The 13,665-nt window shown below is 49.4% G+C and carries 11 protein-coding genes; 5 read left to right on the top strand and 6 right to left on the bottom strand.

Annotated elements, in window-relative coordinates; all coding sequences use genetic code 11:
- Positions 1-4: 4 nt before the first annotated feature.
- Together IM638_15350 and IM638_15345 are read right to left on the bottom strand one after the other, a co-directional pair.
- On the bottom strand, positions 5-1,294 hold the full coding sequence (locus tag IM638_15350; protein MCA6364412.1) for a hypothetical protein: 1,290 nt from the start codon (positions 1,292-1,294) through the stop codon (positions 5-7).
- Entirely contained in the window at positions 1,263-2,681 is a 1,419-nt protein-coding gene (locus IM638_15345) for a hypothetical protein (GenBank protein MCA6364411.1), read from the bottom strand. Before IM638_15345 ends, IM638_15350 begins: the two co-directional genes overlap by 32 nt.
- Positions 2,682-2,823: 142 nt before the next feature.
- Here IM638_15345 and IM638_15340 point away from each other — a divergent pair, with 142 nt between their 5' ends.
- Both IM638_15340 and IM638_15335 read left to right on the top strand, forming a co-directional pair.
- Positions 2,824-4,068 carry a competence/damage-inducible protein A gene (locus IM638_15340; GenBank protein ID MCA6364410.1) on the top strand — a complete coding sequence of 415 codons (1,245 nt, stop codon included), beginning with the start codon at positions 2,824-2,826 and terminating at the stop codon, positions 4,066-4,068.
- A gap of 74 nt (positions 4,069-4,142) precedes the next feature.
- On the top strand, positions 4,143-4,886 hold the full coding sequence (locus tag IM638_15335; GenBank protein ID MCA6364409.1) for a DUF4197 domain-containing protein: 744 nt from the start codon (positions 4,143-4,145) through the stop codon (positions 4,884-4,886).
- A gap of 90 nt (positions 4,887-4,976) precedes the next feature.
- On the opposite strand, the gene IM638_15330 is transcribed toward IM638_15335, so the two are convergent.
- Positions 4,977-5,876 (bottom strand): universal stress protein, encoded by a 900-nt coding sequence (locus tag IM638_15330; protein ID MCA6364408.1) that lies wholly within the window; start codon positions 5,874-5,876, stop codon positions 4,977-4,979.
- Positions 5,877-6,029: 153 nt separating this feature from the next.
- On the bottom strand, positions 6,030-6,911 hold the full coding sequence (locus IM638_15325) for a universal stress protein (protein MCA6364407.1): 882 nt from the start codon (positions 6,909-6,911) through the stop codon (positions 6,030-6,032).
- Between the two features lie 282 nt (positions 6,912-7,193).
- On the opposite strand from IM638_15325, the gene IM638_15320 reads away from it, so the two are divergent.
- Both IM638_15320 and IM638_15315 read left to right on the top strand, forming a co-directional pair.
- Positions 7,194-8,078, top strand: coding sequence for a nucleoside phosphorylase (locus IM638_15320; protein MCA6364406.1), 885 nt, complete (start codon positions 7,194-7,196; stop codon positions 8,076-8,078).
- A gap of 86 nt (positions 8,079-8,164) precedes the next feature.
- Complete coding sequence (locus IM638_15315; protein MCA6364405.1) at positions 8,165-9,040, top strand: transglutaminase family protein; 876 nt, start codon at positions 8,165-8,167, stop codon at positions 9,038-9,040.
- A gap of 11 nt (positions 9,041-9,051) precedes the next feature.
- Here the strand turns inward: IM638_15315 and IM638_15310 are convergent, their stop codons facing one another.
- Both IM638_15310 and rpe read right to left on the bottom strand, forming a co-directional pair.
- Positions 9,052-10,917: a sulfatase-like hydrolase/transferase gene (locus IM638_15310; GenBank protein ID MCA6364404.1), complete on the bottom strand. Its 1,866-nt coding sequence runs from the start codon at positions 10,915-10,917 to the stop codon at positions 9,052-9,054.
- A 94-nt stretch (positions 10,918-11,011) separates the two neighbouring features.
- Positions 11,012-11,662: a ribulose-phosphate 3-epimerase gene (gene rpe, locus IM638_15305; protein MCA6364403.1), complete on the bottom strand. Its 651-nt coding sequence runs from the start codon at positions 11,660-11,662 to the stop codon at positions 11,012-11,014.
- Between the two features lie 317 nt (positions 11,663-11,979).
- Between rpe and IM638_15300 the strand changes: the two genes are divergently transcribed.
- Complete coding sequence (locus IM638_15300) at positions 11,980-13,656, top strand: T9SS type A sorting domain-containing protein (GenBank protein MCA6364402.1); 1,677 nt, start codon at positions 11,980-11,982, stop codon at positions 13,654-13,656.
- Positions 13,657-13,665: the final 9 nt, after the last annotated feature.

Raw genomic sequence — 13,665 nt, 5'->3', positions numbered from 1 at the left:
CTTCCTATTTGCCGTGAACGCGTACCACGTATTTATCATAACCGGCCATGAGTGCGATGTAAAACAGCTCGCCCTGCAGCTGATAGCCTTTTTTATTGAGATGCAGCCTGTCTTTGTGAGCCATTCCGGCCACGTACCATTTGCTCATGGAGCCGTATCCGCCCATTACGCCGTAAAAATCCCAGCAGGCCACCTGACTGGAATCGCTCCAGTTCATGAGGGTTTTGCGGGCTTCACCCATATCGGCATTTTTTACAAATCCTTTGCGGGTGCGGCGGAATGAATCGCCGGGAGTGGTGGTAATGATGGCGGTTTGAGGCGCTACCTGTTTGAGGCGCTGCATAAACTGTTCGATGTTTTTGCGGTAGGCCTCGTTGGTGTAGCTTGTGGCAAAACCTTCGTTGGTACCAAGTGAAACGATAACCAGATCAGGGTTGATGATGGTGAGCTGATCGAAGAAAAACTCGGCGGCGTTGTAGTGGCGGTATTCGGCACCGTTTACGCCTACCATGTTATAAAGCACGCCGGGCCGGCCGTTTTCGAGAATCATGCCGTAAATCTGCAGGCTGCGGGCGGCGGTGTCGGCCGGAATACATTCTACAATGATTTCGTTTCGCAGACTGTCGAACGTAAATACCGACGCAAAAGGTTTTGCGCCGGGCTGCCGTGTACCGATGCGGCAATTGAAGGCATCGCACACGGCCACATCAAAACTTCCGGGGCCGGCACTGTGCAGCACGGTCATTTTGTTGAAGGCATAACTGAGATTGCCGTGCGGACTTACCTTGAGGCCGAATGCCGAAAGCGTATCGGGCGTTTCGATGGTAAAACCGCAGAGACCGATGGGCAGATTAGGTTCGGGCTTAAGCATTCGGCGTGAATTCCAGTTGCCGGTAGCCGAAGTTTTGTAGCTCCACGGCTCGTTTGATTTGGCTACACGGTAAGGGAAAACAAGTCCGCGCCCGGCATTACCAAACTCGGTTTGAATGTTGTGGCGCACAGTGCCGGAGAAGAAGTCGGCCTGGATGTGCGAATCGCCGATATGGAGGATGCTTACAGTTTTACGCTTGCCCTGCCTGAGTTCCCACAGCTTTTCGTAAAACCCGGCCAGCGCAGCACTGTCGTTACGGATTACATTCAGATCGCGGCGCAAAAAGGGATAGGCCGCCAGCATCTGATCGATGGTCTGGCCGGCAGGCGGATTCTGTGCCGGGGCTTCGCTGCAGGAGGTAAACACCCACATCAGCAGCACCGGCAACAGGCTATATTTTTTGAGCCGACTGATGATAGACATTGTACTCGCGCATGAGTTCGTTAAACAATAATCCGGCCACACGCTTTGCGCCCCGGTGGTTGAAGTGTGTATAATCTTTATTGGCGTAAACAGTATCACCTTTCACCCACTCAACCATGCTTCCGGTGCCACCCATGGCATCAAACAGGCTCCAGAAAGCGCAGCCTGTGTTTTGTGCCATCTGGCGTTGTGCGTTGAGCAGAATGGGAATAGCCGGATCAGTGGTGTAGCCTTCGGGGCCGCGCCAGCCTTTATCGGCAGCACCGATAATGAGGAAGCTGGCGTTCGGAAATGCCTTGCGGAAATTGTTGATTACCGTGGTCATCCCTGCGGCATACCACTGATAATTTTTCTGCTTGCTGTTTACCACGTTTACACCAAAGTGCAGAATAATGAGATCGTAATTCAGCTGCGCATCCAGTCCGCGCAGCACTTCAACCGGCCAGGTGGCCAGCGGTAAACCACTGTTTCCGCGCATGGCAAAATTATCCACAAACACGCCGCTGTCGCTGTCCATGCTGAAACCGTACACATATTGCGGACTACCTGCGGCAAAGCTGGCTTTCACTTTTTTCACCGGCTGATCAGCGAGTGTAATGGTGTTAACCGTTTCATTGCCTTCCATGCGGTAGTTGCGGCCGTTGCAGTTTACGGTAGCGCCCTCGCCTTTGCCGTAAAACATACGCACTTTGGGGAAACGCTCAAGGCGGGGGCGGTTTACGGCGGTGTAGCTTACCCAGCTTCCGCCCACAGCCTGTGAGGCACTGTCGTTTTCGGTAACCATGCCGCCTGTTGCAGGCTGAAAGGTATGTCCGGTAATTCCCGGCCCGCAGTTGCCGCATCCGGTGGGCGTTATCAGAAAATGATCGGTCCAGTTGGTGGAATAGCTGTGGATGATGGTTTGGCGAAAGCCTGCCACAATTGAAGTAACCGGCATAAAGCCCACACCTTCGCCGCCAAATGTATCCTGCAGGCTTTTTCGCAGGTCTTGTGTAACCAGATCACCTTCCACCATTGAATCGCCGAAGTAGGCAACGCGAACGGTTTTCCTTTTGCCGGCTTTGAGCTGATCGAGCGCAAGGTAAAAACGGATGAGGCCGCCAAGGGTATCGGAGCCGTATTCGGCAATGGCTGTTTTGTCTTTGGCGGTTTCGAGTTTTACACCGCGTGCAGCCAGAAAGGCCGAATCAAGAAGCGGACGCACACCCGGTGCTTTTTCGATGCGTCCCGAAGCTGTGATTTCATAAATGGTGTTTACCGGTTTCGAGGTGAAACCGCCAACAGAAAAACTGGTATTGGTAAGCGAAAGCAAGGTAAATACCACTACTGCAGCAAGCAGCAGCAGAAAGGGTTCAGACATTTTATCGGGCTGACCGGGCTTGTTCATTTAAGGTGCAAAGGTAAACAATAGCACGCTCTGCTACGCACGTAAAAACAGGTGTATGTATTTATTGAATAAATGTAGCAGCGAGGAAGCAGCACAACCTGTTTTTAAACCAAACAGCCTCAGTTGTGTTTAGCTTTGCAACATGCTTGCAGAAATCATTACCATTGGCGATGAAATTCTCATCGGACAGATTGTGGACACCAACTCGGCCTGGATGGGCGGGCAGCTGGGGTTAAACGGCATTGCGGTAAAGCAAATTACTTCTGTTTCCGACGATGCTTCACATATTGTAAAGGCTCTTGACGAAGCCCGGCAGCGGGCCGACCTGATTCTGATTACGGGCGGCCTTGGGCCCACGAAAGACGACCTGACCAAGAAAACGCTGCGCGACTATTTTGGTATGGGCTGGCGCATGGATGAGCAGGTGGCGGAAGATGTAATGAGCATATTTAAACGCTTCGGCCGTGAGCCCGGCGAGGTGAATCTGCTTCAGGCACAGGTGCCTGATGGTTGCCGGGTGATACGCAACAAAAACGGCACGGCGCCGGGCATGTGGTTTGAGGTAGGCGGGAAAATTTTTGTGTCGATGCCGGGTGTGCCGTTTGAAATGAAGGGAATAATGAGTGACGGCGTGTTGCCCTTGCTGCGCGAAAAATTCAGTCTGCCGTTTATTTATCACCGCACCGTGCTTACGCAGGGAGTGGGCGAATCGCTGCTGGCGGAGAAGATTGAGGCCTGGGAAAACAGTTTGGCCGAACACGGCATCAAGCTGGCTTACTTGCCCTCGCCCGGCATGGTGCGTTTGCGGCTTTCGGCTTCGGGCGAGGAAGCTGCAGTGCGCAAAGCTACCGATGCCAAAGTGGAAGAACTGCTGCCGCTCATTGAGCAGTGGCACTATGGCTATAACGACGATACGCTGCCACAGGTAGTTGGCCGCTTGCTGGTTGAACACGGCCAAACAGTAATTACGGCCGAAAGCTGCACCGGCGGCAGTGTGGCACAGGCCATTACCTCGGTGCCGGGCAGTTCGCAATGGTATCTCGGCAGCATTGTAAGCTATGCCAACGAAGTAAAAATGCAGCAGCTGGGCGTACCGGCCGCCCTCATCGAACAGCATGGTGCGGTGAGCGAAGAAGTGGCTTCGGTAATGGCCGTCAATGCCCGCAAGCAGTTTAATGCCGGCTACGCAATAGCCACCACCGGTATTGCCGGCCCCGGAGGCGGTACCGAATTAAAACCGGTGGGGCTGGTGTACATTGCCGTTGCCTCCGAAACCGGTGTTACCGTCAGAAAAATGCAGTATGGCGGCAACCGCGAAAGAAACATTGCCGCAACCACCCTTTCGGCACTTATGCTGCTGCGAAAAGTAATTCTGGGAACGGCATAACAGCCAGACTTTTTGTTCTGGCAAAGTATTTGTTAGCTTCGTAACATATTCATTCACCCGAATCAGATCATTCCATGAAAAAGTTTGTGTTTATTCTCGCCGCAGGCACTCTTGCACTCTCAGCCTGCACTGAACTTGGCAAAGTAGCCGGCGATCTTGGCAAGCAGGTGGGCACACTGCCCGGAGCACCGCTTACCAGCACCGAAATTGTAAACGGCCTCAAAGCCGCACTGCAGCAAGGCACCAACAAATCAACCGCCTCTGCTTCGCAGGCCAACGGATTTTTAAACAATCCGCTCATCCGCATCCCCTTCCCGGCTTCGGTGCAGAAAGTAAAAGATGCCGTGATGAAAGTACCCGGCGGCCCAGGCTGGATCAACGACTTTGAAGAAACCATGAACCACGCCGCTGAAGAAGCGTCTAAGGAAGCCGGCCCCATTTTTATTAATGCCATTACCAGCATGACCATTACCGATGGTCTCAACATTCTGCGCGGCACCGATACGGCAGCCACCAACTATCTCCGCACCAAAACCACAGGTGATCTCACCACCAAATTTCGTCCGGTTGTAAACCGTGCCACCCAAAAAGTGCAGCTCACCAAATACTGGACACCGGTGGTGAATGCCTACAACAAAATTCCGTTTACCCAGCCCGTAAATCCTGATCTCGACGGTTACATTACCGGACAGGCCATTGGCGGTTTGTTTAAACTTATCGGTAACGAGGAAAAGAACATCCGCACGAATCCGGTAGCCCGCACTTCCGAAATTCTAAAAAAAGTTTTCGGCTCGTCGGAGAATCCGCATAACAAGTAATTGGTTAAAACTCAAGAGCCGTGAAACTGCGACAATCGCGTTTCACGGCTCTTTTTATTGGATAGTTGCTGTGAGGGCCAATAAGCGTTGTTAAAACAGCCCGACTGAACCATCGAGGTTGAAATCGCTTACGATACCTTCTTTGGGTTTGATGCTCATTACCGGAATGCGCGAATGATTGACAATTTGTTTGGCGCGGGGACCGAGGAAAAGTCCGGTGAGCTCTGATTCCTGTTCGGTCATAATCACAATCAGATCGGCTTCTACCGTGGGGCCAAAACGCATGGCTTCGGCAGCCAGGTTTGTACCTTTTACGGTTTGGCGGCTGAAACGGAGTTTGGCATGTTCTACCGCATGCTGCACCTGATCAAGTACAATCTGCAGTTTATCAAATTCGCGTTGGTCTTCGCTGCTTTCAAACAAGCCGAGGATATGGATTTTGGCATCATACATGGCACCGAAACGCAAAGCAACATCCACTTTCTCGCGCGAGTGGGCGGTACGGTCGATAGGCAGTACAATGTTGGTGAAGCCGATACGCTTTGCATGCGTTTGCACGGTGATTACCGGGCACTTAGCCATGCTTATCACCTTATGTGCATTGCTGCCGATAAAGAGTTCTTCGAAGCCTTTGGCACCGTGCGTCCCCATAATAATGAGGTCGGCATTTTCTTCTGTGGCCACCTCATTTACCTCTCTCGAAACCGAACCACGGGCGCTCATTGATGAAGCTCTTACGCCGTATCGTTGCCGCACCATTTCCACTGCTTCATTAAGCCTCTCCTCGACTATTGCATTTACGCGGTCGAAATTTTCGATATGCAGTTCGGGCTCCGGAATTTCGAAATGGTACTGATTTACCGGCAATACATGCAGCAGCAGTAAATCGGCCTTTGCCAGCCCGGCCATGTGGCCGGCATGCTCAAGAGCAAGCATACCTGTTTCGGAAAAATCAACCGGAACCAGAATTTTTTTTAGTTGAAAGCTCATACTCGTTTTGTTTGGACAGTATCAAATATAGGCAACTCTGCCGGGCCCTTTACTGACAGCAGTCATAAGCAGAACTGATAATTGCCGGAGGTAAATAAAAAAACACCTGTCAGGCTTGCGCAGAACAGGTGTTTAAATTAATAGGTGTGTATATTAATAGGGTTTGAAATCCACGTACTCGTTTTTGGGAGAAGGAACGATAGAAAGCACCGGGATGTCTGATTTATGAATGATTTCTGTAGCAGCCGAACCGATAAAGAGTTCGGTAATATCAGTTTCCTGCTGGGTCATAATCATGATGAGGTCGCCTTCTACTTTGTTGGCGTAATCGACTATGATTTGTCCGAGTGATTCATCGCCTTTGATGCCTTTAATAATTTCGGCGGTGCAGCGTATGTGTGCTTTTTCGATAAACGTTTTCACCTGCGAAAGCTGGCGGGTGAGGCGGTTTACGATAAACTCGTCGGTAGAGAAAAGCACCGAAACCACGCGGATATCAGCCGCATAAAGTTTCGCCATTTCAATGGCTTTATTCACTTTCTCGCGTGTTTCCTTGGTAAGATCGAGGGGCACCACAATATTTTTGCAGCCATCGCGGTGATGTTTTCCTTTAATGGTAATTACGGGCACTTTCGACTCGCGTACTACACGCAGCGCATTTGAGCCGATAAAGCGTTTGCGGAGGTTTTCGGCGCCGTTGGTGCCCATTACAATAAAGGTGGCGTTAATCATTTCGGCCACCTCGGCTACTTTATCATATACCGAGCCGTGTGCTACCACTTTGTCGCACTTCACGCCATGTGTTTTTTCCACATTAACGGTAAGTTCCTCCAGCTTTTCGTTGATTTCCTTGCGGATGGCTTCGTCCTGCTGGGAAGAAAGAATGCGTCCCAAAAGACTTGCACCTTCGAGCACATACACAAGTGTAACTTCCGCATTGGTCATTTTGGCCAGATGACAGGCCTGCTCGAGTGCAATCATGGATTGTTCGCCGAAATCAACGGGAACTACAATTTTTTCTGCTTTTTGGCTCATACGTAACGTCGCTGCCGGCTCTTTTCCGGCGTTAGTAGTGGTGTTTGAACGATGCAAATATAATCAAATCGAAAAGCGTTGCAACTGACCGGGAACATCTGTTCAAATGATTATTGACCGGAAATCAGATAATTAGCTGAAACCTGCTGGTAAATTGCGGTAAATGGCAAGCTATGGCAGTTATTCATCTAAACGCAGCTGACAAGTCGTTTCAAAGAACCGAAACACGAACAATGCAAAACACATTTCTACTTTGTATTTTCGTTGCCAAACCTCTTGTATATGGCTTTACCCATTGCTGAATCAGAACTCATTTTAAATCCCGACGGCAGCGTTTATCATATCCATCTGCGGCCCGAACAGCTTGCCGATAAGGTTATTGTGGTGGGCGATCAGGACAGGGTAGCCACGGTTTCGGCGCATTTCGACAGTATTGAACATCGTGAAAAGAACCGTGAGTTTATTACACATACCGGCACTTTTCGGGGCGAACGCATCACGGTTTTGTCAACCGGCATTGGTACCGATAATATCGACATTGTGCTCAACGAGCTGGATGCGCTGGTAAACATCGACCTGAAAACGCGTACCATTCTGCCGCAGAAACGTGCGCTTAAAATTGTACGTATTGGTACTTCGGGTGCGCTGCAGGGCGATATTCCGGTGGACAGTTTCGTGGCTTCCTCGCACGGCATGGGTCTCGACGGGTTACTGAACTACTATGCCGGGCTTGATCTCTGCGATGTGCCTGAAATAGCCACCGCTTTTCAGCAGCACGCCGGCTGGCTGCCCGGCATGCCGTATCCCTATGTGGTGGAAGCCTCGCAAACACTGCTCCACACCCTTGCACACGACCTGACGCAGGGCATTACCGCCACCGCTCCCGGCTTTTACGGTCCGCAGGGAAGGCAGCTTCGCCTCGCTCCCGCACTTCCCGACCTGAACGAAAAACTCGGCAGTTTTACCCACAATGGTCACCGCATCACCAATTTCGAAATGGAAACCTCGGCGCTATACGGACTGGGCAAACTGCTCGGACATGAGTGCTGTACCGTGTGTGCCATAATTGCCAACCGCGTAGCAAAGCAGTACAGTAAAGACTACAAGAAAACAGTAAACGATCTTATCCGGCTCGTTCTTGAACGCCTTTCCGGTTCTTCGGCATAGAAACTACATTAAAACCGGTGGTAAACACCCGTTTTCAAGCACAACAAAATCCTATCTTTGCATAAGAATAAAGGTTAATTAAACCGATGGACAGCTCCCAGCTCAGCGCATTAATCAGCCTGCTTGATGATCCTGATGAAAACGTATTTCATCAGATCCGCGAAAAATTGCTCTCAATGGGCAATGTGGCTGTACCTGCACTCGAATCGGCCTGGGAAAACTCGTTCGATCCGCTGCTTCAGTCGCGTATCGAAAACATTATCCACAGTATCCAGCTTGATTATACGCGGAACAGTCTTCGCACCTGGGCCTTACCCGGGCAGCAGGATTTGTTAGAAGGTGCGCTTATAGTGGCCCGCACGCAATATCCCGATCTCGACGAGGAACGCATCCGCCGCCACATTGAGCAAATCAAACAGGACATCTGGCTGGAGCTGAACAACAACCTTACGGCGCTTGAAAAAGTGCGTGTAATTAATCACATTCTTTTTGATGTACATAATTTCAGCGGAAATACGGCCAATTACCACGCCCCGCAAAACTCGTACATCAACAATGTACTTGAAACCAAAAAAGGCAATCCACTCTCATTGTCAATAATTTACGCCGTTATTGCACAGGATCTTCGCATACCCGTGTACGGCGTAAACCTGCCTGAGCATTTTATTCTGGCCTATGTGGATGCCGGCACCGATCAGCCGATGGCGTTTACGCAAGACAGCGACCGTGTGTTGTTTTACATCAACCCCTTCAGCCGTGGCTGGGTGGTAAGCCGTAAGGAAATTGATGCTTACCTGAAACAGCAAAACCTCGATCCCAAACCCGAGTATTACGCGCCCTGCTCCAACCTCGATATTATCCGCAGCCTCATTACCAAACTCATCATTTCCTACGAGCGTTTGGGCTATCCGAATAAAACCGAGGAACTGAAACGGATGATGGATGTACTGTCTGATTTTTAGCCGGGCAGCATCTAATATTTCCAGTATTCATCGGTCATAATCTGCAGCCAGGCTTTGCCTTCGGTAATGAGTTGCCGGCGCTGATCATCGGAGCTTACTTTTTCGTGTTCGATGCGATTCTGGCGTACTTCATACACTACATGCGCGCCGGGCTTTATCCAGCCAAACCCTTCATCAAATGCGTAGTACGCATATTCGGGCGCACAGGTATTGAACAGATTTTTGCTGTAGTGAAACGGCGATGCATCAAGCTTTAGCTGGGTGAGCAGTGTGGCGGCGAGATCAATTTGCGAGCAGATTTTACGGTAGTGGTAGCCGCGGTATTCAGGCTTGATTACTTCGCCGAAGAATACCATGGGAATGCGGCGGTAATTGGGTTCGTTAAAGCTCCAGTTGCGCGGCGAGTTGTGACTGTGATCGGGTACAAACACAAAAAGTGTGTTGCTGTACCACGGCTGTTTGCGTGCCGACTCAAGGAAGTTGTGAATGCAGCGATCGGCATAAAGCGCCGAGTTGATGTATTCTTTTTCTTTGCCGCCCCAGTTAAGTTCGGGTTTCATGGGAATATCAAACGGGCCGTGCGTGCTGAGGGTAAACATGGCGGCAAAGAAGGGTTGTTTTTCGCGGCCTAAATCGCTGAGCTGACGATTGAACAAGTACTCGTCGTGCGCACCGAGTTTGCCTTTGGGAATTTCGGGACCGAAATCCTTTTCTTCGGTAATTCGTCCGAACTGGTTGTAATACATGTAAGCGCGGATATTCCCGTAGCTAAGCTGTCCGCCAAACATAAACGAAGTGGCATAGCCGGCTTTGGAAAAAGCATTGCTGAGGCAGGGCAAATGCGTGTATTTATCGGGTTGGGTAATGATGGAAGTTTTGGGCTGCGCCGGGAAGGCCGAAAATACGGCAGCCATGCCCTGATCGGAAAGGCTGCCGGAAGCATAACAGCTGTCGAACGAAATGCCATCACCAAGCATTTTATTGAAATGCGGGGTAATGCCCGGGTATCCTCCCAGCGGCTCAATCAGATCAGCCGACCAGCCTTCGAGCACCACCAGCACCACGTTCGGGCGCGTGGTGGTAAGCACCTGCACGGTACTGTCGGCCGGGGCTTTCACCATCTGGTTAAAAATTCGTCTGGCCTCTTCAGGCGGCAGGAGTTTGTATGGTTCGCCGGCGTTGCGGTTCTGAAATATGTTGCTGAACAGGTGAAAGGTAGAATTAACGCTTACTGTATTCAGAAAATTGGAGCGCGAATAATACGCATCACTCACCTGCACCGGCATCACCTGAAAAAAGCCGCCGCGCAAAAACCAGAACACCGCCACCGGTGCCAGCAGTACAAATACAATATGTTTCCAGCGTAAAGGCTGCACGGCAAACTGCCACGGCACCGCGCGTTTGTAAAACCAGATTGCGCCCCAGGCCAGCAACGCCACCGAAGGCAAACCCACCAGCAGCTGAAGTGTGGAAGCGGTATTTATTACCTCGGCCGGATCGCCGAGAAACCAGAGGGCTTTGTAGGTAAGCTTATGGTGCCACTCGTCGTAAATGGGCAATTCGCCGATGGTGAGAAAACTCACGGCCACAATAAACACATAATGCAGCCAGGTATTTATTTTCAGCCAAAGCTGTGCCCGCCAAAAACCTGCCACCGAAAAAAGCAGCCACGAAATACCCATGAAATAAGCCGTCATGGCAGCATCCACATACAATGCATGCCAGAATGCGGCAAGTACTTCGCCTGCACCGGTGCCAGTGGTTTCTTCGATATTCCAGAGCAGAAAAATGAGGCGTGTGAGGCCAAAGAAAAGCATCCAGAAAAGGAACTGCCGTAGAAAAAGCCAGACGAGATGTGTGCGGAATGCTTCGCGCATAGATTGCCCCGGAGAATGATCGGAGCAAAGTTAGGTAAAGTTGAGGCTATGTGAATGTTAACGCTGCATTAGAAGCGTACACCGCTTCTGTAGCTTACTTCCCTTTCAATCGTACAATCGCCGCATTGCGGTCGGGCGCAGCAAATACGGCGGTGCCGGCCACAAGTACATCGGCTCCGGCGGCAATTAATGCGTCGCAATTGTCGGGTGTTACGCCGCCATCCACCTCAATAAGTGTATTGGTGCCTTTGGCAGTAATCAATGCTTTTGCTTCGCGCACTTTGTCGAGCGCAAGCGGCTCAAATTTTTGTCCGCCAAAACCGGGATTGATGCTCATAATCAGCAGCAGGTCTATTTCGTGCAGGATGTCTTTTACCATGCTCACGGGCGTATGCGGATTGAGTGCCACGCCGGTTTTGGCGCCCACAGCCTTAATGTGCTGCAGGGTGCGGTGCAGGTGCGTGCAGGCTTCGTAATGCACGGTAAGCACGGCCGGTTTGTATTTGCCAAGCTCGTCTATGTAATTGTCGGGATTTACAATCATCAGATGCACGTCAAGCGGCTTGGTTGCATGCTGCTGTAATGTTTTGATAACCGGAAAGCCAAACGAAATATTAGGCACAAAAACGCCGTCCATTACATCAACATGAAACCAGTCGGCAGCACTTGAGTTGATAAATTCAATATCACGCTGAAGGTTGCCGAAATCGGCCGAGAGAACGGAAGGAGCTACGAGTGCTGGCATAATGTTGAGTTAAGCGGCAAAGGTACAAAACCTCTCTTTTGCAAATTGGTATTTGACTTAAGCTTCTACCAATCTGTAAAATCGTTGCAAACTACCGATGATATGATACCAATCATCTATTTGCACTTCAACATTTTTACATCACAAATCAGCACCTTTACAAATTCTAATCACTGATTATCAATTTATTATAAAATAAATACGACAGACAAAAGCATCACATATGTTTTACTTCAACCGCAACCAAACTAATCAGTTCATCGATATACACTCTAAATTTGTCGACAAATAAGCTGAATCATTCTCAAAACCAAAACATGAAAAACTTTTTACTGATCGCCTCAGCGTTAGTGCTAACACAGCACACATTTGCTCAGGATGTATTAACGCACCAGCAGGTAAATGCAATGAACCCACGTTCATCTGCAACAACAGCTGAAACACATTTCCCGGCCTACACGCCCCCTGCAGTGCCGCTTTATTCAACTGATGTTACCATTAACCCTCAGCCGGCTATTGATCAAAACAAAGTACGGATTGCTGTAGCTTTCAATGGCTGGCTCTATGCAGCCTATAGTTTTCAGGATGCAGCAACCAACGAAGGCGGCATGACAATTATGCGATCACGTACCAACGGACAAACCTGGATTCCGATGAATTCGTTTTCGTTTCCCGGAGCCGATCTTTCTGTTTTTGACATTACAGTAGCCGGAACCGATACCAATAACCTGGTGCTTTATGTTACCGGATCGAACAGAATTATTTCAACCGGAAGTGACGTGTTGTATGTAGATAAATACAATGCCACAACAGGAGCGTTTATTATTGAAAACTATACGCTGCTTCGCGGTAATAACAGCCCAATTCGCGGTATATCCATTGCTACTGATTACACCCATCCTGCTGTGGGAGTAACAGGCTACAGTATTGGCATTGCCTATTCAGCTTTTCAGTCCAGTACCGATTCAATTATTTTTATCGGTTCTATAGACGGTGGAAATACGTTTACTGAACGCGAAGTAGTTGCCACAACCGGATTTTACTCACGCCATGTTTCAATTTCTTATGGCCGCAGTGCTTCGGGTTCAAATGGCCGCTATTTTATAGCTTGGGAACGCTTGCCTTCATCAACAGCCCGTACAGGTAATATTTATGTTTCACGCAATACAAGCACGGTTGACGGTACATTTATTACACCGAAAAACCTCGACTCTATAAGCTCTGCGGCAATCGGGCTTTGCGCATACCCCGAAATTGCAACCAGTTATGATACCGAAGACACAGACAGCGGTGGTGTAAGTGCTGTTGTATTGGTTCAGCGCGATTACAGCAGCAACGGAACTGATTATGATGCAATTGGTTTTTTCAACAAACGTGCACACTTTACCAATTTCTGGTATCGTCTGGATGTTGTAAACTCAAATGAAAACGATTTGTATCCGCACATCAGTTATGATCCTACAAATAATAACTTCCTTGCCACTTACTATGATTCTACAAACGGCAGACTTCCGTATGTAATCAACAATTTTAACCTTATCAATAACAGTACCTGGACTGTAATCAACCCACAATACAATGATATAACAACGAACTTGCTCAAGCCGCTGCCGCGTGTAGAAATCAACCCGCTTGTAACAGGTGTTGCACATGCATGGATTGCAAAAGGTGTTGGCAACAATGGTGTAGCTATGTTTGATGCCGAGTATGTAATTACAGGTGTTCAGCAGGCCGGACAAATCTCGGCTAATGAGTTGTATCCGAATCCGGCAACTCAGCAGGCTACACTTTCTTACACAGTATCAACTGCTACTAATGTTCGCATTGCACTTGTAAACATGGTAGGTCAGGAAGTAGAAGTTCAAAACATTGAACGCACAGCCGGAAACTTCCAAACTACATTTGATGTAAGCGAACTGCCTGCCGGAATTTATTTTGTTCGTATGCAGGTTGGAAATGATGTAATGACCAAGCGTTTGGTGGTTACTCACTAATCAGCTTAA

Source organism: Bacteroidota bacterium (assembly GCA_020402865.1).
Classification (GTDB): Bacteria; Bacteroidota; Bacteroidia; order Palsa-965; family Palsa-965.
This window is presented reverse-complemented; position numbering and strand designations above follow the sequence as displayed.